Here is a 21,428-nt window from a genome sequence, read left to right on the forward strand (position 1 = left end):
ACGGGACATTTCACGATGGATATGAACGAAATCAAGGAAATCTTTTTCCAGGAATGCGAGGAACAACTCGCGGAACTGGAATCGGGGCTTCTTAAATTGAATGACGGTGACCGTGATCCGGAAACCGTCAACGCCGTTTTCCGTGCCGTTCATTCCATCAAGGGCGGGGCGGGTGCCTTCGGTCTGGATGATCTCGTGGCCTTCGCCCACGTTTTTGAAACGACCCTCGACTGCGTTCGCTCCAACAAGCTGGAACCGACACAGGACGTCCTGAAAGTCATGCTGCGTTCCGCCGACGTGCTGGCGGACCTGACCAATGCGGCGAGAGACGGCGGCAGCGTCGACGAAAGCCGCACCCGTGGCCTCGTCAAGGAACTGGAAGCCCTGGCCAACGGCGAAACCGTCCACGCATCCGCGCCGGTGGCAGCGCCGGTTGTCGCAAAGATGCCGGAACCCGTTGCGCCCAAGCCGACAGACGATAGCGGTTTCGAGCCGATCCCGTTCTCCTTCTCGGACTTTGCCGATGAAACGACGCCGTTGATGGAGACGCCGTCTTTCCAGATAACCTTCAAGCCGCACGCATCGCTTTATTCGAAAGGCAATGAAGCAGCCCTTCTCCTGCGCGATCTCTCGCGCATCGGTGAGATGAGCGTCAATTGCGACCTGTCGGAACTGCCCTCGCTCGACAAGCTCGATCCAGAAGCGTCCTATTTCTCCTGGACGGTTTTGATCTCGACCGACAAGGGTGAAGAGGGAATCCGCAGCGTCTTCGAATTCGCCGAATGGGATTGCGATCTCGAAATCATCCCGATTCTTTCGGAAACTGCCGCGGATGCGGAAGAGCTGCCGATGATCCCGGTTCCGTTCGACCTGTCGGCTCTCGACGGCGATGCGGAAGGGGAACCGGCCGTTGTGACCGCCGGGGCCGAAGAGCCCTACGTTGCCGCAGTCGTCGAGGCTGCCGTCGCAACGACGCAGATCGCCCAGAGCGTCAACGCCGCCATCGAAAAGCGTGAGGCTGCGGCAGCGCCGGCCGCAGCGCAGGCGAATGCCAATGCCGCGGCCAATGCAAGCGCCGGCCAGACCATCCGTGTCGATCTCGACCGTGTTGACCGCCTGATCAACCTCGTCGGCGAGCTTGTCATCAATCAGGCGATGCTGTCGCAGAGCGTCATCGAAAACGATGCGAGCGGCACGTCTGCCGTCAACATGGGTCTCGACGAACTCCAGCAATTGACGCGCGAAATCCAGGACAGCGTCATGGCGATCCGTGCGCAGCCGGTGAAGCCTGTCTTCCAGCGCATGTCGCGTATCGTTCGCGAAGTTGCCGACATGATCGGCAAGCAGATCCGCCTCGTTACCGAAGGCGAGAACACGGAAGTCGACAAGACGGTCATCGACAAGCTGGCCGAACCCCTGACGCACATGATCCGCAATGCGGTGGACCACGGGATCGAAACGCCGGAAAAACGCGAAGCCGCTGGCAAGAACCCGGAAGGCACCATCAAGCTTTCCGCCAAGCACCGGTCGGGCCGCATCCTGATCGAGCTTCAGGACGACGGCGCGGGCATCAACCGCGAGCGCGTTCGCCAGAAGGCGATCGACAATGATCTCATTGCCGCCGATGCGAACCTCACCGATGAGGAGATCGACAATCTGATCTTCGCGCCGGGCTTCTCTACCGCGGACAAGATTTCCGACATTTCCGGCCGTGGCGTCGGCATGGATGTGGTCAAGCGTTCCATTCAGGCGCTCGGCGGCCGCATCAACATCTCCTCGCGCCCCGGTCTTGGCTCGACCTTCACCATGAGCCTGCCGCTGACGCTTGCCGTTCTCGACGGCATGGTGGTAACCGTGGCCGGCCAGACGCTTGTCGTTCCGTTGACGGCAATCGTGGAAACCCTGCAGCCGGAAGCGAAGAACATTCACTCCTTCGGCGCCAACCAGCGGCTGATTTCCATCCGCAACTCTTTCTGCCCGCTGGTCGACGTGGGACGCGTTCTGAACTTCCGTCCGACCCAGGCCGATCCTGTGGAAGGCGTGGCGCTTCTGGTGGAATCGGAAGGCGGCGGCCAGCGCGCCCTGATGGTCGATGCGATCCAGGGCCAGCGCCAGGTCGTCATCAAGTCTTTGGAAGCCAACTATACCCATGTTCCAGGCATTGCCGCCGCCACCATTCTGGGTGACGGACGCGTTGCGCTCATTCTGGATGTCGACGCCATCGTCAGCGCTTCGCGCGGGCAGCCACTGAAACAGGAAATGTCACTCGCGGCGACGGGTTGAAGGCGGATATCCAATGGCAGCACTTAATCTCAGCGATCAGCGACAGTCTCCCGATGACGTTCTTGCCAGCGGCGAATATCCGCTGACGAGACGCGATTTGTCGGAGATCGCTGCGATGATCTACGCGGATGCGGGCATCTATCTCAACGACACCAAGGCGTCGCTGGTCTATTCGCGCTTGTCCAAGCATATCCGCAATCTCGGACTGGCCGGGTTTCGGGAATATTGCGCACTGGTGTCATCGCCCGATGGAGCGGCTGCGCGCCGCGAAATGCTGTCGCACCTGACGACGAATTTCACGCGCTTCTTCCGCGAGAACCACCATTTCGAACACCTGCGCGACGAGGTCCTGCCGGGCCTCATTGCAAGGGCAAAGACCGGCGGACGCGTCCGCATCTGGTCGGCCGCCTGTTCCGACGGGCAGGAGCCCTATTCGATTGCGCTCACCGTGCTCGCCATGTTTCCCAATGCGGCGGAGTACGATTTCAAGATCCTGGCGACGGACATCGATCCGAAGATCCTGGCGCAGGCCCGTGCAGGCGTTTACGATGACAACGCTCTCGAAACCGTGTCTCCCGCGATGCGCAAGCAATGGTTCACGGAAGTTGATGTCGGCGGTCGCCGCAAGTTCCGCATCGATGACAAGGTCAAGCGCCTCATCACCTTCAATGAACTGAACCTGATGACACAATGGCCCTTCAAGGGCAATTTCGACGTCATCTTCTGCCGCAACGTCGTCATCTATTTCGACGAGCCGACCCAGATGCGTATCTGGACGCGTTTTGCAGGCCTGCTGCCGGAAGGCGGTCATCTTTACATCGGCCATTCCGAAAGAGTGTCCGGCGACGCCAAGAACCTGTTCGACAATACCGGCATCACCACCTACCGCTACATTGGTCACACGTCCGGGAGGAAGGCATGAGCGCACTCGCACGGGTCCTCGTCGTCGATGATTCCCCTACCATGCGTGGCCTGATTTCCGCCGTCCTCAAGGCCGATCCGGAGGTCGAGGTGGTTGGGCAGGCCGGCAATGCCATGGAAGCGCGCGCCGCCATCAAGCAGCTCAATCCCGATGTCGTGACGCTCGACATCGAGATGCCGGAAATGAACGGCCTCGAGTTTCTCGAAAAGATCATGCGACTGCGGCCGATGCCGGTCATCATGGTCTCGTCCCTGACGCACCGCGGCGCGGATGCCTCGCTCGCCGCGCTTGAAATCGGTGCTTTCGACTGTGTCGGCAAGCCGGCTCCAGGCGATGCGCGCCCCTTCGGCGACTTGGCCGACAAGGTCAAGGCCGCCGCACGGTCGCAACACGCAGCTTACCGCGCGGCGCGCCCGGAACTCGTTGTCGCAGCCCAGCCGACCCCGGTCAGCGATTATCGTGCCGGCCGCAAAGTCGTCGCCATCGGCTCCTCCACCGGCGGTGTCGAGGCACTGATTGCCGTGCTCCAGAAGTTTCCGGCCAATTGTCCGCCGACGGTCATCACCCAGCACATGCCGCCGACTTTCACCAAGAGTTTCGCGGAACGGCTGAACCGCATCTGCGCACCCGTCGTGGAAGAGGCGACGGATGGGGCGCGCCTGCAGACCGGCAAGATCTACCTTGCGCCGGGCGGTGAACGCCATTTGCAGATTTCCAATCGTAACGCGCCCTGCTGCCGGCTTATCGAGCGCGATCCCGTCAACGGCCATCGCCCTTCAGTTGATGTGCTGTTCGATTCGGTCGCCGAGCTTGCCGGACGCAACGCCGTCGGCGTCATTCTCACCGGCATGGGCCGCGATGGCGCGGCCGGGCTGCTGAAAATGCGGCATGCCGGTGCGCGAACCGTCGGCCAGAACGAAAAAACATGTGTCGTTTACGGCATGCCCAGAGTGGCCTTTGAACTTGGCGCCGTTGAACTGCAATTGCCGCTGGCCTCAATCGGCGAAGAAATCCTGAAACTAACCACTGCCCGCAAAGAAGGTGCTGACTAATGTCTCTCGCAGAAAAGATCAAAGTTCTGATCGTCGACGATCAGGTGACCAGCCGGCTGCTGCTCAGCGATGCGCTGACACAGCTCGGCTTCAAGCAGATCACTGCCGCTGGCGACGGCGAGCAGGGATTGAAGATCATGGAGCAGCAGCCCCATCATCTCGTTATCTCCGACTTCAACATGCCCAAGATGGACGGCCTCGGTTTCCTGCACGCCGTGCGGGCCAACCCGACCCTCAAAAAGGCGGCCTTCATCATCCTCACCGCACAGGGCGACCGTGCGCTGGTGCAGAAGGCAGCGCAGCTCGGCGCAAACAACGTGCTGGCCAAGCCCTTCACCATCGACAAGATGCGCGCAGCCATCGAAGCGGTTTTCGGATCGCTGAAATGATTGAAGCTGCGGCCAAGCGCGTACATATCATTCAGGGCGAGTACAAGGTTGTCAGCGATCCCGACGTGGTCATGACGACGATACTCGGTTCGTGCGTGGCCGCCTGTCTGAGAGACCCCGTTGCCGGCATTGGAGGAATGAACCACTTCCTGCTGCCGGGAACGGGCAACGTGACCGGTGGGGATGCGACGCGTTATGGCGTGCATCTTATGGAACTGCTGATCAACGGTCTTCTGAAGAAGGGCGCACGCCGCGACCGGCTGGAGGCGAAAGTTTTCGGCGGCGCAAAAACGATTGCCAGCTTCTCCAATGTCGGTGAGCAGAACGCCATCTTTGCCATGCAGTTTCTGAAGGATGAAGGCATACCGGTCATCAGCTCCTCCACGGGCGGGGATCATGGCCGCAAGATCGAGTTCTGGCCGGTTTCGGGCCGTGCACGACAGCATCCGCTGAGCGGCGCGGAAACCCAGAAGACGGTCGCCATGGAAACGCGTCCGGTGCCGGCCCCCAAGCCCGTCGCCAACGACATCGAATTTTTCTAGTCACGGAGTTTCCAATGCAGATTGCAAACAACACCGGCACCACTCCGTTCGAAGAAGCCTTGCCCGACGTTCTGATGCGCGTGGTATCGGAACTGCACGATGTCGCCTATCTGATCGAGCGCATCGAGCCGCAACTGCTGGAAGCGACAAGCGGCGAATTGTCCAGCGATGGCGTCAAGCTCTTGCAGGGCATCGACCTTGCCGTCCAGAAAACCCGCGGCCTTGCCGAGTTCATCGATACCGTCACCGGCTCCATTCCCGGTGATTGGATCGTGGATGTCTCGACCGCGCTCAGCCTCGTCAAGCTGGCAGAAATGCAAAAGGCGCTGGGCGCAGCCATCCGCCATGGCCATTCGCAGCCGCTGGACAAGGTCGCCGGAGACTTCGATCTGTTTTAGACAGCATTCATCTGGCCGTTCCCTTCCTTTGGCGGATTGCGGATAAAGGCAACGCTCGCGCAAGCTTCGCACCCTATTGTCATTACGGGGCCAAAAGGTCTCGGACTCTATGAATGACGGTGCGGAACAGAATGAATCTGTTAAATCAAATCCCTCAGGTCTTGAAGAATTTCGCGGCGCTGGGTCAGACACGGTTGTTGATGCTGGGCGGCGTGGGCATTTTGTCCATGGCCATTATCCTTGCAGCAGCACTTTACGTGAACCGTCCCGCTTACGAGACCCTTTATGTGGGACTTGAAAAAAGCGACCTCAACAAGATCAGCATTGCACTCGCCGAAGCGGGGCTGGACTTTCAGGTTGGAACGGATGGCGCCAGCCTCCAGGTTCCGGTCGGCCTCACCAGCAAGGCAAGGCTGCTTCTGGCCGAGCGCGGCCTGCCTGACAGTGCCAATGCCGGTTATGAGCTTTTCGACAATGTCGGTTCTCTCGGCTTGACTTCCTTCATGCAGGAAGTGACCCGGGTTCGCGCGCTTGAGGGTGAGATCAGCCGCTCCATTCAGCAGATCGACGGAATTGCGGCCGCACGCGTCCATATCGTCATGCCGGATGTCGGTAATTTCCGCCGCGGTGAGCAGAAGCCCACCGCATCGGTCATGATTCGAGCCAATGCCACCGCCGGGCGCAAAGCGTCCGCTTCCATCCGTCATCTCGTCGCCTCGGCCGTTCCCGGCCTCGAGGTCGATGACGTGACGCTGCTCGATTCCACCGGCCAGCTTCTCGCTTCCGGTGACGACGTCACCAACGCCGCCATGAACCGCTCGTTGACGCTGGCGCAGAACGTTCAGCAGGAAATCACCACCAATATCGACAAGGCGCTGGCGCCTTTCCTCGGCATGGACAATTTCCGCTCCAGCGTGACGGCGCAGCTCAACACCGACAGCCGGCAGATTCAGGAAACCGTCTACGATCCGGAATCGCGCGTCGAGCGCTCCGTTCGCACCGTTAAGGAAGACCAGAAGTCCCAGGAAACGCAGCCCGATACGGCCGCGACCGTGGAACAGAACGTACCGCAGGCAGCGCCCCAGGGCGGCGCAGGCGGCCCGCAGTCTTCCGACCAGTCTGCCAAGAAGGAAGAGCAGACCAACTACGAAATCAATTCCAAAACGGTCGCCACCGTCAAGAATGGCTATACCGTCGAGAAGATTTCGGTCGCCGTGGTCGTCAACAAGGGTCGCATCGCCAAGATGGTCGGCGAACCCGTCGACCAGGCCAAGATCGACGCCTATCTTGCCGAAATGCAGAAGATCGTCACCTCGGCTGCGGGGGTTTCCTCCGATCGCGGCGATATCGTAACGCTGACGGCGATGGACTTCCTCGAAACGCAGCTGCTCGACGAAGCCGCAAGCGGGCCGGGCATCATGGAAGTGCTCAGCCGCAATTCGGCAGGCATCATCAACTCGCTCGCCTTCGTCGCTGTTGCTTTCCTCGTCGTCTGGCTCGGTGTACGCCCTCTGGTTCGTACGGTCACCGGCAACGGCGCGGCAGCAGGCCAGATCAGCCAGGAGACCGCAGGCCTCGAACTGCCGGATTTCTCTCCCGGCATGGATGCGGGTGCTGGTGGTCTCATGGAAGGGTTTGGGGCGGATTTCGGCTTCGACAGCACCGACGATCTTCTGGCGGGCGGCGACAGCGAAGGCACCTTCAACCGCCGGGTTCGCGAAGGACCCGAGCGCAGGCTCTCCCGCATGGTGGAAATCAGCGAAGAACGCGCAGCCAAGATACTTCGCAAATGGGCCGTGGAAAAAGCTGCATGATTTTGAAAAAGGCCGGGGTTATCCCGGCCTTTTGCGCATTTCCGGGTTCTTTGGTATCTTGGCGCCGCGCGCCGTCGCATTCCCGCTTTGGGACACTGTTTACAAAAAATTCAGCAACGATACAGTTTGCTGGGAATAGGCTGAGAATGCCGTTTATGGATTGGTCAGCTTTTCAGTATGTTTTTTAGGAATAGACGAACAAGGAAATACGTGGAAAGGCTGGTGTCAGGTAATGGCAAATCCCAGTCCGTTCCATAAAATGAAGTGATTCGGTCTCCGGGGGCTCACCATCCCATTTTGGTAAGCTTCTCGAATGGAATGATTCCATCCCGAGGTATAATCTCCCCATTGGGAGCAAGAGGGCGTAGGCGATTGAAAGTCGATGTTGATATCCGCAGGCTGTCTGCCAAGCCTATGGAGGGCATGGGTAAGCCCTTGCCACGCGACCAGCTTGCCAAGAACGTCGCAGCCTCGGCCGCTGCCGGCAACGTTTCAGGCGCGCTGGATTTGCTCGTAACCTACGCCGGCGCCTCGCATTATCTGCTGGCGCGGGAGGATCTTCTCGAAGAAACCGGACTGAAATTCATCATCACATCCGACTGGCCTTTCGATCTGGTGCGCAGGCTTGGTGCCGAACTCGCCAACAGCCAGAACAGATCGAGCGAAATGGAAAAGTGCCTTTCGCTTCTGCAGCCGCGATTGCTTGTTCTTCCGGACGACGTTTCTGTCCCTTTCGGCATCGACCGGCAATATTCGGCGCTTTCCTTCTGTGTGGGCCGCATTCGTCTTTCGCTTCTGCTGCTGTTTCCAGAACACTCGGTTCCTTCGCCGGACCGTCTGCGCGAAATCGCGCTTCTGACCGGCTATTGTGTCAGCTTCGGCATTGCCAGCGAAGCAAAGGCAGTGCGGGACATCGACCTCACAGAACGTGAGCTTGAGTGCCTGTTCTGGATCGCGGAAGGCAAGACAAGCGACGAAATTGCGATGATACTTGGCATTTCGCGCAATACGATCAATAATTACATTACAAGCGTGATGCGGAAAACCGCGACGAAAACCCGCTCGGAGGCAATCGCCTACGCCGTGCGCAACAACCTCGTATAGATGGTCGGGACCCATGGTACAGACGAAAGATAATGAGGGTACGAGTCAAAGCAGCGGTATGTTTTACCGCAGCCCTGTTGTGACAAGTCGGTCGGATCTGTTTCCGAAGCTGGTCGCCATGCAGAAACTGGTCGGCGCACGAAATTTCGTGGTGACGAAGGCTGCCGCCTCCGGCTTCCCCAACAAGAAGAAGCTGACCTGCGAGCTGGAGAACTGGGGCATGAATGCCGCCGAACAGAGCGCGCAGTTCATCCGCGCGGTCGGCGATATTCTTTTGGATCATATCGAGACATCGCTGCTGCCGGTCATCTGGCGTAACAAGAATGCCGGCGGTTTTGCCGATCTTCCTGACGTGCCGGCTTTGATGCGCCGGATCGAGAACGATACATTGCCCTATGCGGGACTGGCTTTGCCGGTGCGGCTCGGCACGATCGGCAACGGCTACATCGTTTTCTGTGGCAGCAACCTCGTTCTCGACAACGAGGTCGTTATCGAACAGCACATCAAATGCTGCGAGATCATGGTCGATATGCTGGCGCTGGATGAGCGCAAGGTGGCACCGTCTGAAGCGTTGAGCGAAAGGGAAATCGCCTGTCTGCAACTGGCGGGTGATGGCCGTATCAGCGAAGAAATCGCGGTGAAGCTCGGGCTTTCGGTACACACCGTCAACGCCTATCTGGGTTCAGCGACGATCAAGCTCGATTCCGTCAACCGTATCCAGGCGATCGCAAAGGCCATCCGGCTCGGCTATATCCATTGATTGAGGGGGCGGGCTTTCCCGTCCCTGTAAGCCGGCAGGCGCTGGCGCGGCTCGTGTAATCCACTCTAAAAGCTGCTATTGGTACTTCGCGTTTTTTTAACAGTTGCCAACTAGAACTTTTATAAGTTTGGTTTTGGGGAACTGTTTCATGCACAACCGGCTCTTTAAGTCCGTTGCGGGTAAGGTCGTCGTGCTGACGATCGGCCTAATTGCGCTCAGCGTCGCGGCAGTTGGTTTTTCGACATACATTCGCCTGAAGGACAATATCATCACCACTGCGCTGCGTGACACGCACAGCGCGATGCGCGGCATGGCGATCCTTTACGAGATGAAGGTCGGCGGTGTAGCGCTCGAAATGGTGGATGGAGAGCTTAAGAGTATCGGCCGCGCCAGCATCGGGACACTGCGCGACAATGATCTCGTCGACCGCACGGCTGCCGGTAATGGCGGCATCGCGACGGTTTTTGAAGCCAAGGCCGGCGATTATATTCGCATGACCACCAATCTGAAGAACGAAAAGGGCGAGAGAGCAGCGGGCACGAAGCTCGCCACCGACCATCCCGCTTTCGAAAAGGTTTCCAAGGGTGAGGGTTATTTCGGCGCCGCCACGCTTTTCGGCACCAATTACATGACCGGATACATGCCGGTTCTCAACAAGTCCGGAGCGACCGTCGGTATTCTTTTCGTGGGCGTTCCCATGGCCGTCTACGAAGCCCAGATTTTCGGCCTGCGCGACCTGATGCTGATCTGTGGCGCAGTTGCCATGGTCGGCGTGGGATTGCTCGCCTATTTCGTCATCCGGCGCACCCTGCAGCCTCTAGGCAAGCTTACCGATGCGGTGAAGTCCCTTTCGGACGGCAATCTCGATACGCCGATCCCCTATGCCACCAATACCAATGAATTTGGCAACATCGCCCGCGCTCTCGTGATATTCCGCGAGAATGCGCTTGAGAAACTAGCGATCGAGGGCAAAAGCGCCGAGGAACGGTCCGTGGCGGAATCGGAGCGTCACCGCAACGATGCCGAGAAGCAGGAGCTGGACGGCCAGATCGAATTCGCAGTTAGCGAGATCGCGTCCGGCCTCGGCAGGCTTTCGCGCGGTGATCTGAGCCGCACGATCGAGACACCCTTTAACGGCCGTCTGGATCGTCTGCGCACGGACTTCAACGAATCCCTTCTCAACCTGCGCGATGCGCTGGGGCAAATCCGCGAGCGCACCTTGGTCATCCAGCATAGCGGTTTTGAAATCGAGCAATCGTCGGTCGACCTGTCGAAGCGCACGGAGAATCAGGCGGCCTCGCTGGAAGAGACGGCAGCCGCTGTCGAGGAAATCACCGCAACGGTCAGATCGTCGGCCGAGCGGGCGCGCGAAGCCAACGAGGCCGTCCGCATCACCAAACAGAGCGCCGACAGTTCCGGTTCGGTCGTCAGCAATGCCGTGGACGCCATGGGCCGTATCGAAGACGCCTCGCGCAAGATCGAGCAGATCATCGAGGTCATCGATGACATCGCGTTCCAGACCAACCTTCTCGCCCTCAATGCCGGCATCGAGGCTGCGCGTGCGGGCGAGGCGGGCAAAGGTTTTGCGGTCGTGGCGCAGGAAGTGCGTGAACTTGCACAACGCTCCGCGGACGCGGCACGTGAAATCAAGCAGCTCATCAACCAGTCAACGCATGAGGTGAGCTCCGGATCGAAGTTGGTGCAGGAAGCGGGCACGGTCCTTTCAGCCATCAGCCATCAGATCGTCGCCGTCAGCCAGCATGTCGAAACCATCGCGACGGCGACGCAGGATCAGTCCTCCGCGCTCCACAATGTCAACGGGTCCGTCAACCAGATGGACCAGATGACCCAGCAGAACGCGGCGCTTGCCCAACAGTCGAGCGCAGCCAGCAGGGTGCTGTCGGGCGAAGTGGAAGCGTTGCTCGATCTGGTTCAGCGTTTTCAGATGGAGCAGGGCTCGGCGGCCGGCCAGGATCGACTGAGCCGCGCGGCCTGACAGTAGAATTTTTGAAAGTCGAAGAGCTCCCGGATCGCAAGGTCCGGGAGATTTTTTATTCTGCCGCCGCGCGGGCCGTGCTGGATATCTGGTTGATATAGGCCCGCAGCGCCGCCGGTTTGACCGGCTTATGCTGGACGGAAATCCCGTATTTTTCCGCATCGCTGCGCACTTCCGGGCTGCGGTCCGCCGTCACAAGCAGGGCAGTGATCGTTTTGCCGTAGAATGTCCTTATCAGGCGGATGGCGCTGATACCGTCGCCGTCGTCGAGATGATAATCGGCAATGATGATATCCGGCGCCGCTGACATTGTCAGGAACGGTTCTTCGAGTGTGGCCACCGAACCTGCGGGTAAGACCTCACAGCCCCATCCCGTCAGCAATAACGTCATGCCCTCGAGGATTTTCGGCTCGTTATCGATGCAGAGTACCCTGACGCCGGCAAGCTGGTCGCTCGCCACCGGATTGGTGATCCCGCCAGCGGCCTTGGCTGGCGTCAGGCGGTCTGCCTCGCGCGGCAGGTGGATACGGAATGTCGTACCTTTTCCGGGTGTGGAAATCAGCTGTACCGGATGGTGCAGCATGCGCGACAGCCGGTCGACAATGGAAAGGCCAAGTCCGAGGCCGGAGGCCGTTTTTGCACCCTCATCCAGCCGGGCGAATTCCTTGAAAACCGTGCGGAATTTGGATGCGGGAATGCCGATGCCGGAATCCGTCACCTGAATGACGACATCGCCTCCCCGGCGGCGCGCGCCAACGATAACCTTGCCACTCAGCGTGTATTTGATGGCGTTGGAGACGAGGTTTTGTATCAGCCGCCGCAACAGGTTGGGGTCGGAGCGGACGGTGAGCGAGGTGGGCATGACCACGAGATCGAGGTTCTTTTCCTGCGCCATAGGCGCGAAATCGGTTTCGATGCGTTTCAGCAGCTCGTTCAGCGGCACCGATGTCATGCGCGCTTTCATCGAACCGGTGTCGAGGCGGGAAATATCGAGCACCGCGCCGAGAATGGTCTCTACCGACTCGAGCGCCGAATCGATGTTCTGGACGAGATCGCTTTCCCCCGAGGCGCCAAGCCGCTCGACCAGCGAGGAGGAATAAAGCCGCGCGGCATTCAGCGGCTGGAGGATATCGTGGCCGGCGGCAGCAAAAAACCGTGTCTTGCCGATGTTCGCCTCGTCGGCGGATGCCCTTGCCTCCGCAAGTTCGCGGTTGACGCGGGTAAGCTCGACGGTTCGTTCCGCCACCCGCTGTTCCAGCGTTTCATTGGCCTGTTTCAGTGCCTGATCGCTCGCCACTCTCTGCGTGATATCGGTGAAGGTGGCGACGATACCCTTGTCCGGCATGGTGTTGGAGCGCACTTCGATGATGCGCTCGCCGCCGCCAAGCACCAGCGAGAAAGGCAGGTCCATGGTCAGGAAACTGGTGATCAGCTGTTCCGTGTCGCCCGGCGGCATGTCGCCGCGCTCCTGCAGCATGGAAACGATGTCCGTCAGCGGCAGCCCCACCTGCCCGAATTGCTCAGGTAGATCGAGAAGGGTGCGGAAGCGCCGGTTCCAGATCGTCAGCTGCTGCGAGCTGTCGAAAACGGCGATGCCCTGGTCCATCTGCGCCAGCGCCGTTTGCAGCATGTCCTGATTATATTGCAGCGCCTCGCTTGCCTGATCCAGCAGCCAGGCCGTGTCGGCGCTGGTGTCCTCCGCCTTCTGGAGAATGATCGAAAGCACGAGGCGGGCTGAGGAGGAGCCGATGGCGCTGCCCAGCAATTGTTCGGAGAAATGGATCAGCGCCATGTCGGCGGGCTGGTCGTCATTGAGCTTCCTGCCCGCCGTCTTTTCATAGGTCGCCAGTGAGCGCAGCATGCGCTCTTCACCGAGATAACGGGCAATCGCGCTTTTGAGATCGCCGACGCTGACGCGGGTTTTCCAGCCGCGCGTGGCGAATTGTGATTTCGAATGGCGCTTCACGAAGATGCCGGACTGGATGCGCTCCACGGGTCGCGGGTTGCGTGAAAGCGAGCCAAGCACGAAAGCCATGCTGTTGACGAGCAGGCTGAGGATGACCGCGTTCACAAAAGGGTCGGCCTCGGGACCGTTGAAGACCGTACTGCCGGAAAACAGGAAGCCGAGAACGGTGGCCGCGACCTCTGAGTTATCAGGCCCGCCGAAGCTTGGCAGAAACAGCAGGTAGGCCCAGACAAAAAAGCCTGAACTCAAACCGGCAATCGCACCGCGCGCATTGGCGCGCCGCCAGAACAACCCGCCGAAAAGGGCAGGTGCCATCTGGGCGATGGCGGCAAATGCCAGGAGGCCGATGGAGGCAAGCCCGGTGGCACTATCGGCCGCACGGTAGTAGCCGTAGCCCAGAAGCATCACCGCAAAGATCGCTGTTCTGCGGATGTTGAGAAGCGTTTTGGCAAAGTTGTCCCGGTGCGGCGAACGGTTCAACAGCTTCTGCCGCAAAAAGATCGGCATGACGATGTCGTTGGAAATCATGATCGACAGCGCGACCGAGGCAACGATCACCATGGCGGTCGCCGCTGAAAATCCGCCAATGAAGGTAATCAGCGAAACGACCGGCATCTGATGCGCAAGCGGCAATTGCAGGACGTAAAGATCGGCGTTGCCATTGGCGCCGAGCGTCAAAATTCCGGCAAGCGCTATCGGCAGCACGAAGATGTTGATCGCAATCAGATAAAGCGGCAGCAGGAACCCCGCCATGCGCAGCTCTTCCGGCGTGCGATTTTCAACCACGGTGACATGGAACTGGCGCGGCAACAGGATGATCGCGAAACCGGAAAGCAGGGTCATCACGATCCAGCGGCTGATGGGCGTGTGATAGGATATGGCCCGCATGGCCCGTTCATTGCCCGACGCAAGTTCCCACAAATGCGAGGGGCCGTCGAATAGGACGAACAGAACGTAAAAGCCGACGGTGCACATGGCGACGAGCTTGACGAGCGATTCCATCGAAATTGCCAGAATAAGCCCGTCCTGGTGTTCGGTCGCGTCGGTATGCCGGGTGCCGAACATGACGGCGAAGCCCGCCATGACGATGGTGACGAGCAGCGGCAGATCGAGGAAATAGAGGTTGCCGCTGCCAATGCCGTAATCGCCGGGATCGACCATCGTCGCCACCGAACTGGAAACGGCCTTCAATTGCAGCGCGATATAGGGAATGGCGCCGACAAGCGCGATGATGGCGACAATCATCGCCACGGTGGAGTTCTTGCCGTAGCGGGCGGCAATGAAATCGGCAACCGACGTCAGCTTTTCGGTTTTGGCAAGCTCCACGATGCGGCGAATGATCGGCATGCCGATGGTGAAGGCAAGGATCGGCCCGGTATAGATGCCGAGGAATTCCAGCCCCTTGTCCGCCGCAAGCCCGACGCCGCCGAAATAGGTCCAGGAGGTGCAATAGATCGCCAGGCTAAGCGCATAGACGAACGGCCGCCCCTTTTTGGGAGCGTTTCTTTTCCGGCTGTTCCTGTCCCCATAACTTGCAACCGCAAACAGCAGCAGGACATAAGCGAAGGCCGAACCGAATATGATCCACCCAGGAAGCACGCATCCTCCCCATGCAACAATCCCTGAAAACGAGCATAGGCGAATTCCGGGCCGTTGAGAATGAGCGCGGTCTGATCATAAAGTTCAAGACTACCGTGCAAAAAGCCTAATAAATGCAATCTTGACGAATTCCAAATGGGACAGGGAATCTATATGGTTGAACCCGTAGGGACAGTCACATAGCTTCAGCTCGCGAAGCAGGAGAGGGACCATCTGATGCTTAACGAATTTAAAACCTTCATTGCCCGTGGCAATGTCATGGATCTGGCCGTGGGTGTTATTATCGGGGCGGCGTTCAGCAAGATCGTCGATTCCGTCGTCAACGACCTTATCATGCCGATCGTCGGTGCGATTTTCGGCGGGTTCGATTTTTCGAACTACTTCCTGCCACTCAGTTCCAGCGTCACCGCCAGCTCGCTTGCCGCCGCGCGCGATCAGGGCGCTGTCTTCGCTTATGGTAACTTTCTCACGGTCCTCATCAACTTCCTCATTCTCGCCTGGATCATTTTCCTGATGGTCAAAGGGGTCAACAAGCTTCGCGCTTCTGTCGACCGGAAAAAGATAGAGGAAAAGTCCGAACCGGCTCCGCCGCCGGAAGACGTCAAGCTTCTCACCGAAATCCGCGATCTGCTGAAGACGCGTTGAAGCTTAGATTGTCCCGGCGCGATATTGCTGACCATGGGTCAGCTCCCTCTCGCCGGGCATCCATCCATAAAGAAAATCCATGACTGTTGCACGGAATATCATGCATATCGCCCGTTCGATGCGATAAGAAGACACCAAACGGAGTGTCTTTAATGTCCATTTTGAACAGTCTGAGTGCGCGCTCTCTGGCGGCTCCCGAGAGCGGCATTGTCGAGGTCGTGAATTATGCCCGGGGACGGGACAATCTTCTGCCGCTTTGGGTCGGCGAAGGCGATCTGCCGAGCCCGGACTTCATCAACAGGGCGGCCATCGACGGACTCAACAATGGCGAGACCTTCTATACCTGGCAACGCGGCATTCCCGAATTGCGCCAGGCGCTCAGCAGCTACTACGAGCGTCACTTTTCAGCCTCTCTATCCGCAGATCATTTTTACGTAACAGGTTCCGGCATGCAGGCGATTGCGCTTGCGGTGCAGGCGCTGACCTCGCCGGGCGACGAGATGATCTATCTCACGCCCACCTGGCCCAATATTGTTGCCGCCATCGGCGTGGCGGGCGCAAAGGCGATCGCAGCCGGCATCGATTTCCACGATGGTCGCTGGGATCTCGATATCGGCAAGCTGGAAAGTGCGATCACCGGTAAGACGAAGGCGCTCTTTATCAACACGCCGTCCAACCCGACCGGCTGGACCGCAACGCGAGACAATCTTCGCGATGTTCTGGCACTCGCCCGCAAACACGACCTCTGGATCGTGGCGGATGAGATTTACGCACTTTATCACTATACTGGCACTCGTGCGCCGTCGTTCCTCGACGTGATGGAACCGGATGACAAAATCGTCTTCGCCAATTCTTTTTCGAAGAACTGGTCCATGACGGGCTGGCGTGTTGGCTGGCTTGTGGCGCCGCCGGTCATCGGCCAGGTGATCGAGAACCTTATTCAATATTCCACCTCCGGCGTGGCGCAGTTCATGCAGCGCGGCGCAGTCGCGGCTCTCGACCATGGTGACGGTTTCGTCCGCGAGAACTACGAACGCGCTCTGACATCCCGCGACATTCTCTGCGATGCGCTGATCGCGACGAACCGCGTGGAAACATTGAAGCCGGATGGCGCTCTTTATGCCTTCCTCAAGGTGGACGGCGTGACCGACAGCCGCGCCACGGCTCTGGATATCGTTGACAAGACCGGCGTCGGCCTCGCGCCGGGCACCGCCTTCGGCCAAGGCGGAGAGCTGTTTCTCCGTGCCTGCTTCCTGCGCAACCCAAAGCAGATCGAAGACGCAGCCGATCGGCTTGCGTCCTATATTCTCGGCAGATAACCGCAATCCTGCGATAGCCCGCCCTGCCGCGCCGAATTTGGCCGCGGCAGGCACAGTTTCTGCCAAAAGAATCATGGCGAGCCGCTAAAACTACAACCTCACGGCGTACCAATCGACGTGCGGGCTTTTCTGTGCTAAGCGCCTTGTGTTCCATTTATGAGAACATTTTCATCTAATAAATAAAACACACTTCATTGCGCTAACCAATCGTAAGCCACCTTTTCATAGGGGCAAGGGATAGGTGGGGTATTTGCTGTGCAAGTAATCAATGATGAAGAATTATTGGCTTTGATGGACGCAACAAAAGCAAACAGGGAAGTAATGTCATGGCTGTTCTGGTCACCGGTGGGGCCGGTTATATAGGAAGCCACATGGTGTGGGCTTTGCTCGACGCCGGTGAAGACGTCGTTGTTGTCGACCGTCTTTCGACGGGATCACGTTGGGCGGTCGCGCCAGCGGCGCGTTTCTATCTCGGCGACGTCGCCGATCGCGATTTGCTCGGCCAGATTTTCGAACACAACCAGATCGAGACCATTTTCCACTTCGCTGGCTCCGTCAGCGTCCCTGAATCGATCAGCCAGCCGCTGGAATATTACGAAAACAATACCGGCACGACCCGCGCCCTTGTTGCGGCGGCAGTCGGTCATGGTATCCGCAATTTCATCTTCTCTTCAACTGCCGCGGTCTATGGGAACCAACCCTTTGATGGCCCGGTGCCGGAAACGGCAGTTCTCAGCCCGGAAAATCCCTACGGCCTGTCGAAACTCGCCTCAGAAATCATGTTGCGCGATGTCGTGCAGGCACATGATTTCAACTATGTGGCGCTGCGTTATTTCAATGTTGCCGGCGCCGACCCGAAGGGCCGTGCCGGGCCGTCCCCCACGGGTGTGGCGAACCTCATCAAGGTAGCGTGCGAAGCGGCAACCGGCCGGCGCGACAAGGTGGAGGTTTACGGAACCGATTATCCGACCGCTGACGGCACCGGCGTTCGCGACTATATCCATGTCAGCGATCTGATCGACGCGCATATGCTCGCCATGGCGCATCTTCGTGCTGGTGGCGGCACACGAACGCTCAATTGCGGTTATGGCGTCGGCTATTCGGTACTGGACGTGCTGCATGCCGTGCAGCGGGAATCTGGAAACGATTTCCCGGTTATCCACTGTCCCCGCCGCGCCGGCGACATTGCCACGATGGTTGCGGATTCGAGCCGTATCCAGTCGGAACTCGGATGGTCGCCGCGTTTCAATGATCTCACAACCATCGTTCGCACGGCCCTTCAGTGGGAGGCTAAACGTCAAGCCCAGCGAAGCGACAGGATTCTGCCTGGGCAGCATAAACTGGTAGCGATAGGCTGAGCAGCCGTTGGTTTTCGGGATGCGGTTCTACCTGACGGAAAAATAGAGGACCGGTCGATCCGAAAGAGTGGCAGCGGGAAGCCATTTCTCGCTGTCGAAAAAGCTGCGCGTGAGCTTCAGTCCCGGCAATTGTTCCGTTGCCAGCAAAATCAGGTTCAGCCGATGCGGCGCAGACGGCTCCGGCTTTAGGGAGACCGAAATACCGAAATGCTCTGCCTGATAGGGTTGCAGCCTGCGTGCCGGCTCAAGCATGCTGGCAAGGTCGGCCCAGCGGGTCTGCTCGATGATCATCGCCAACGCGTCCTCAAGCTTCGTCAGAATAACGGCACCATCAGGTGTCTGCGGCGCAACCACTTTCATCCTGATAGAGCGAACCTCGTCGGACGCCTCGCCTCTGATGTCGAGAAAAAGCGATGCCCGTTCCGACGCGTTCGCTGTGTCCCCGACCACAAGATCGGCCATGCATTCGAAATTGCGGATCTTCACCGGGCTTGCGTGCCAGCCTTGCGGGTTGGAAAAGCCCGCCGCGGTAAAGCGGTCGCAGAGGTCCTTGCCGGACAGAACGAAGTCGCGGGCAAAGGATGCCCTGTCGCCGCCTTGCTCGAATTTCAGCAGATGCGGCGGTAGATTGAGCTTTTGGGCGGTGACCTTTTGCCGCTTGACGGGCTTCATCCGGGCTGGCTGCTCGGCGGAGCGTGTGGCAGGCGCAAGGTTGAGATAGCTCAGCAGGCTTTTGAGATGTTTCTTGTCATTGGCAAGCAGCACCGTTGCCAATATGGCAAGACAAACTGCCAGCACCGCAAACAGCAGCGCGCCAGGCCTTACTCTTTTTTGCAGGCTTGCGTCCATCGGGGAACCCTAATGGCTGCCGGGGGAGGGGCGTCAACCGGTTTTTGATATGGCTTTCGGGCTGTCGGTAACCCGGTGAATATACTGCGAGCTGAAGGTCATTAAAAATATTCTGTATTCCACCGCCGGATTTTCCGGCGGCGCAACGTTATTCGGAGGAATTTTTGAACGAGTCCTGCTCGTCCGCGCTGCTTTCGTCGTCGGCGACAGGAATGGCGTAGGAACCGTTCAGCCAGCGGGCGAGATCGAGCGAGCGGCAGCGATCCGAACAGAACGGATAGTCTTCCCGTGTCGAGGGCCGCCCGCACTCCGGACATGGCTTCGTTTTCCGAAGCGGCGTGACATTTCCCGAACCTTCAGGAGATGATTTTGTCATGGTCTATCCTTCGAGCCAGCCCGACGTCACCTCGAATCCTTCACCGGAAAGAAGCGACATGGTCTCATACAGCGGCAGGCCGACGACATTGGTGTAGGAGCCGGTCAGTTTCTGCACGAATGAGCCGGCAATGCCCTGGATACCATAGGCCCCGGCTTTGCCGCGCCATTGCCCGGAGGCGATATAGGCGTCGATCTCGCGCGTGGTAAGGCGTTTGAAACGCACCTTGGTTTCCACAACCTTCTGACGGATCTTGCCGCCGGGCGTCACAAGGCAGATGCCGGTATAGACCCAATGGCTGCGCCCCGAGAGAAGATGCAGCGCTGCGGAAGCCTCCTCGGTATATTCCGCCTTGCCGACAATGCGGCGACCCACGGCCACCACGGTGTCGGAGCCGAGAACATAGGCGTCTTTCCACGTCTGCTCGCTCTTCAGCGCCGCATGCGCAGCCTCGGCCTTCTGTAGCGACAGGCGACGGCACAGCGTGCGCGGATGCTCAAGCTTTACGGGCGTTTCGTCTATATCCATCGGCATCAGACGTGCCGGCTCGATGCCGATCTGATGCAACAGTTCCAGACGCCGCGGCGAACCGGATGCCAGAACGAGCTTTTGTTTTGAGTTGGTCATTGCGCTGCCCGGGCTTCCGAATGCCGAAAACGGATTACTTGAAGCGATAGGTGATGCGGCCCTTGCTCAGGTCGTAAGGCGTCATTTCGACCAGCACCTTGTCGCCCGCCAGAACGCGGATACGGTTCTTGCGCATGCGGCCCGCCGTGTGGGCGATGATTTCGTGTTCGTTCTCAAGCTTCACGCGGAATGTTGCGTTCGGCAGCAATTCGGTTACGATGCCCGGGAATTCGAGGACTTCTTCTTTTGTCATGTAAGGGTTTTCTTCCTGTTGATAGTGCCGGACCTGTCGTGTCCGGGAAAATTGCGCGGAAACTACACAATCCCGGCACATTTGTGAACCTCTAAAGCATCACGGCGAAAATCGGAACCGATTTTCGCCAGGTGAGAGGTGCAGATCGAATAAATGCCTGTCCTGTGCGGCGTTTGAAGTGTCTGGTCCGATCGAAACGGACACTCAACCTCAGTCTTTTGAAAGCGTATCCGCCGCCGGCTGCGGCCTACCTGGCAGGCGTTCGGCAATCAGCCTGGCAAGATGGTCCCGCACCTCGCGATAGGCATCCAGAATCTGGTCCCGCGTGCCGGTGATGACGGTTGGGTCCATGGTTGGCCAATAGACAACGTCGAGCGAGTTGGAGCGTGTCAGTTCAAGTGCTGCGTGATGAGCTTCGGGTGTCAATGTAATGATCAGATCGAAAAAATCATCCTCGATCTCGTCCAATGTGCGCGGTTTGTGTTTGCCGAGCGAAAATCCCTGTTCTTCCAGAACCGCATCCACAAAGGGGTCACGCTCGCCCGCCCGCACGCCGGCCGACTGGATGTAGATGCCGGGTGCCACCAGTCGTTTGGCGATGACCTCGGCCATGGGAGAACGGATGGAGTTCATACCGCACATGAAGAGGACCGATTTGGGAGCCTGTCCCCCATTTGGAGCCGTGGCGGGATCTCTCATCTCTAACCCCGCCAATAAAGCACACAGACAAGGGTGAACAGACGGCGCGCAGTATCGAAATCGATTTTGATCTTGCCGGAAAGCCGGTCCATCAAAGTCTGCGAGCCGTCATTGTGAATGCCCCGCCTGCCCATGTCGATCGCCTCGATCTGACTTGGAGTGGAGGAGCGTATCGCCTCGTAATAGCTTTCGCAGATCAGGAAATAATCCTTGATGATGCGGCGAAACGGCGTCAGCGACAGGATATGGGTCGAGACATCCTTCTCGTCTTCGGTCTTGATCGAGAAAACCAGCTTGGCATCGACCAGCGATATGTGCAGCCGGTATGGGCCGCCCTCATGGCCGAATGGTTCGAACGTGTTTTCCTCAATCAGATCGAAAATGGCGACGGCGCGTTCATGCTCCACGTCCGGCGTGGACCGGCCGATGCTATCGTCCAGAACCACATCGCAGAGCCGGAAATCGCCTGAAGCCATC

General features: G+C 58.8%; 20 protein-coding genes. 13 read left to right on the plus strand and 7 right to left on the minus strand.

The annotated features are described in order from the left end of the window. Nucleotides 1-15: 15 nt before the first annotated feature. The 10 genes from ACZ5A6_RS01085 (at nucleotide 16) to ACZ5A6_RS01130 (ending at nucleotide 11,260) form a co-directional block, all read left to right on the plus strand. On the plus strand, nucleotides 16-2,283 hold the full coding sequence (locus ACZ5A6_RS01085; protein WP_003514998.1) for a chemotaxis protein CheA: 2,268 nt from the start codon (nucleotides 16-18) through the stop codon (nucleotides 2,281-2,283). 13 nt (nucleotides 2,284-2,296) lie between these two features. Continuing rightward, nucleotides 2,297-3,205: a protein-glutamate O-methyltransferase CheR gene (gene cheR / locus ACZ5A6_RS01090; protein ID WP_464111023.1), complete on the plus strand. Its 909-nt coding sequence runs from the start codon at nucleotides 2,297-2,299 to the stop codon at nucleotides 3,203-3,205. Further along, nucleotides 3,202-4,257, plus strand: a complete 1,056-nt coding sequence (cheB, locus tag ACZ5A6_RS01095; protein WP_003515006.1) for a protein-glutamate O-methylesterase CheB — start codon at nucleotides 3,202-3,204, stop codon at nucleotides 4,255-4,257. The genes cheR and cheB overlap by 4 nt, the downstream gene beginning before the upstream one ends. Next, nucleotides 4,257-4,646, plus strand: a complete 390-nt coding sequence (gene cheY2 / locus ACZ5A6_RS01100; protein WP_003515008.1) for a chemotaxis response regulator CheY2 — start codon at nucleotides 4,257-4,259, stop codon at nucleotides 4,644-4,646. The genes cheB and cheY2 overlap by 1 nt, the downstream gene beginning before the upstream one ends. Then, a complete protein-coding gene (gene cheD, locus ACZ5A6_RS01105) occupies nucleotides 4,643-5,188 on the plus strand; it encodes a chemoreceptor glutamine deamidase CheD (RefSeq protein WP_003515010.1) in 546 nt (181 codons plus the stop codon). Before cheY2 ends, cheD begins: the two co-directional genes overlap by 4 nt. A gap of 14 nt (nucleotides 5,189-5,202) precedes the next feature. Continuing rightward, the gene (gene cheT, locus ACZ5A6_RS01110) at nucleotides 5,203-5,586 is read left to right on the plus strand and encodes a chemotaxis protein CheT (RefSeq protein ID WP_003515012.1); all 384 of its coding nucleotides are present in this window, start codon (nucleotides 5,203-5,205) and stop codon (nucleotides 5,584-5,586) included. A 131-nt stretch (nucleotides 5,587-5,717) separates the two neighbouring features. Then, nucleotides 5,718-7,400, plus strand: a complete 1,683-nt coding sequence (fliF, locus tag ACZ5A6_RS01115; protein ID WP_003515013.1) for a flagellar basal-body MS-ring/collar protein FliF — start codon at nucleotides 5,718-5,720, stop codon at nucleotides 7,398-7,400. Nucleotides 7,401-7,772: 372 nt separating this feature from the next. Further along, nucleotides 7,773-8,504, plus strand: a complete 732-nt coding sequence (visN, locus tag ACZ5A6_RS01120; RefSeq protein ID WP_003515014.1) for a transcriptional regulator VisN — start codon at nucleotides 7,773-7,775, stop codon at nucleotides 8,502-8,504. Nucleotides 8,505-8,562: 58 nt separating this feature from the next. Further along, entirely contained in the window at nucleotides 8,563-9,264 is a 702-nt protein-coding gene (visR, locus tag ACZ5A6_RS01125) for a transcriptional regulator VisR (RefSeq protein WP_003515015.1), read from the plus strand. Between the two features lie 148 nt (nucleotides 9,265-9,412). After that, nucleotides 9,413-11,260, plus strand: coding sequence for a methyl-accepting chemotaxis protein (locus ACZ5A6_RS01130; RefSeq protein ID WP_111804385.1), 1,848 nt, complete (start codon nucleotides 9,413-9,415; stop codon nucleotides 11,258-11,260). 55 nt (nucleotides 11,261-11,315) lie between these two features. Here ACZ5A6_RS01130 and ACZ5A6_RS01135 read toward each other — a convergent pair whose 3' ends face one another. Further along, a complete protein-coding gene (locus ACZ5A6_RS01135; RefSeq protein ID WP_464111024.1) occupies nucleotides 11,316-14,825 on the minus strand; it encodes a PAS domain-containing hybrid sensor histidine kinase/response regulator in 3,510 nt (1,169 codons plus the stop codon). Nucleotides 14,826-15,041: 216 nt separating this feature from the next. Between ACZ5A6_RS01135 and mscL the strand changes: the two genes are divergently transcribed. From mscL to galE, 3 genes are all read left to right on the plus strand, one after another. Continuing rightward, nucleotides 15,042-15,470 (plus strand): large conductance mechanosensitive channel protein MscL, encoded by a 429-nt coding sequence (mscL, locus tag ACZ5A6_RS01140; RefSeq protein WP_003515034.1) that lies wholly within the window; start codon nucleotides 15,042-15,044, stop codon nucleotides 15,468-15,470. 152 nt (nucleotides 15,471-15,622) lie between these two features. Continuing rightward, nucleotides 15,623-16,789 (plus strand): pyridoxal phosphate-dependent aminotransferase, encoded by a 1,167-nt coding sequence (locus tag ACZ5A6_RS01145; protein WP_174060704.1) that lies wholly within the window; start codon nucleotides 15,623-15,625, stop codon nucleotides 16,787-16,789. A 326-nt stretch (nucleotides 16,790-17,115) separates the two neighbouring features. Beyond that, nucleotides 17,116-18,147 carry a UDP-glucose 4-epimerase GalE gene (gene galE, locus ACZ5A6_RS01150; protein ID WP_174060705.1) on the plus strand — a complete coding sequence of 344 codons (1,032 nt, stop codon included), beginning with the start codon at nucleotides 17,116-17,118 and terminating at the stop codon, nucleotides 18,145-18,147. 27 nt (nucleotides 18,148-18,174) lie between these two features. Here galE and ACZ5A6_RS01155 read toward each other — a convergent pair whose 3' ends face one another. The 6 genes from ACZ5A6_RS01155 to ACZ5A6_RS01180 form a co-directional block, all read right to left on the minus strand. Continuing rightward, nucleotides 18,175-18,996: a DUF6030 family protein gene (locus ACZ5A6_RS01155; RefSeq protein ID WP_019564315.1), complete on the minus strand. Its 822-nt coding sequence runs from the start codon at nucleotides 18,994-18,996 to the stop codon at nucleotides 18,175-18,177. Between the two features lie 148 nt (nucleotides 18,997-19,144). Then, nucleotides 19,145-19,372: a DNA gyrase inhibitor YacG gene (yacG, locus tag ACZ5A6_RS01160; protein ID WP_003515047.1), complete on the minus strand. Its 228-nt coding sequence runs from the start codon at nucleotides 19,370-19,372 to the stop codon at nucleotides 19,145-19,147. 3 nt (nucleotides 19,373-19,375) lie between these two features. After that, a complete protein-coding gene (locus tag ACZ5A6_RS01165) occupies nucleotides 19,376-19,999 on the minus strand; it encodes a Maf-like protein (protein ID WP_003515050.1) in 624 nt (207 codons plus the stop codon). Between the two features lie 34 nt (nucleotides 20,000-20,033). Then, on the minus strand, nucleotides 20,034-20,252 hold the full coding sequence (gene infA / locus ACZ5A6_RS01170; protein WP_003493814.1) for a translation initiation factor IF-1: 219 nt from the start codon (nucleotides 20,250-20,252) through the stop codon (nucleotides 20,034-20,036). Between the two features lie 210 nt (nucleotides 20,253-20,462). Beyond that, entirely contained in the window at nucleotides 20,463-20,951 is a 489-nt protein-coding gene (locus ACZ5A6_RS01175) for an arsenate-mycothiol transferase ArsC (protein WP_013635463.1), read from the minus strand. Between the two features lie 2 nt (nucleotides 20,952-20,953). After that, nucleotides 20,954-21,427, minus strand: a complete 474-nt coding sequence (locus tag ACZ5A6_RS01180; protein ID WP_003515052.1) for a UPF0262 family protein — start codon at nucleotides 21,425-21,427, stop codon at nucleotides 20,954-20,956. Nucleotide 21,428: the final 1 nt, after the last annotated feature.

This window comes from Agrobacterium sp. 6Ca8 (assembly GCF_055382765.1).

Coding starts and splice junctions, on each gene's coding strand:
- ACZ5A6_RS01085 (WP_003514998.1), top strand. CDS start 16: ATGGATATGAACGAAATCAAGGAAATCTTTTTCCAGGAATGCGAGGAA.
- cheR (WP_464111023.1), top strand. CDS start 2,297: ATGGCAGCACTTAATCTCAGCGATCAGCGACAGTCTCCCGATGACGTT.
- cheB (WP_003515006.1), top strand. CDS start 3,202: ATGAGCGCACTCGCACGGGTCCTCGTCGTCGATGATTCCCCTACCATG.
- cheY2 (WP_003515008.1), top strand. CDS start 4,257: ATGTCTCTCGCAGAAAAGATCAAAGTTCTGATCGTCGACGATCAGGTG.
- cheD (WP_003515010.1), top strand. CDS start 4,643: ATGATTGAAGCTGCGGCCAAGCGCGTACATATCATTCAGGGCGAGTAC.
- cheT (WP_003515012.1), top strand. CDS start 5,203: ATGCAGATTGCAAACAACACCGGCACCACTCCGTTCGAAGAAGCCTTG.
- fliF (WP_003515013.1), top strand. CDS start 5,718: ATGAATCTGTTAAATCAAATCCCTCAGGTCTTGAAGAATTTCGCGGCG.
- visR (WP_003515015.1), top strand. CDS start 8,563: ATGTTTTACCGCAGCCCTGTTGTGACAAGTCGGTCGGATCTGTTTCCG.
- ACZ5A6_RS01130 (WP_111804385.1), top strand. CDS start 9,413: ATGCACAACCGGCTCTTTAAGTCCGTTGCGGGTAAGGTCGTCGTGCTG.
- mscL (WP_003515034.1), top strand. CDS start 15,042: ATGCTTAACGAATTTAAAACCTTCATTGCCCGTGGCAATGTCATGGAT.
- ACZ5A6_RS01145 (WP_174060704.1), top strand. CDS start 15,623: ATGTCCATTTTGAACAGTCTGAGTGCGCGCTCTCTGGCGGCTCCCGAG.
- galE (WP_174060705.1), top strand. CDS start 17,116: ATGGCTGTTCTGGTCACCGGTGGGGCCGGTTATATAGGAAGCCACATG.
- ACZ5A6_RS01155 (WP_019564315.1), bottom strand. CDS start 18,996: ATGGACGCAAGCCTGCAAAAAAGAGTAAGGCCTGGCGCGCTGCTGTTT.
- yacG (WP_003515047.1), bottom strand. CDS start 19,372: ATGACAAAATCATCTCCTGAAGGTTCGGGAAATGTCACGCCGCTTCGG.
- ACZ5A6_RS01165 (WP_003515050.1), bottom strand. CDS start 19,999: ATGACCAACTCAAAACAAAAGCTCGTTCTGGCATCCGGTTCGCCGCGG.
- infA (WP_003493814.1), bottom strand. CDS start 20,252: ATGACAAAAGAAGAAGTCCTCGAATTCCCGGGCATCGTAACCGAATTG.
- ACZ5A6_RS01175 (WP_013635463.1), bottom strand. CDS start 20,951: ATGAGAGATCCCGCCACGGCTCCAAATGGGGGACAGGCTCCCAAATCG.
- ACZ5A6_RS01180 (WP_003515052.1), bottom strand. CDS start 21,427: ATGGCTTCAGGCGATTTCCGGCTCTGCGATGTGGTTCTGGACGATAGC.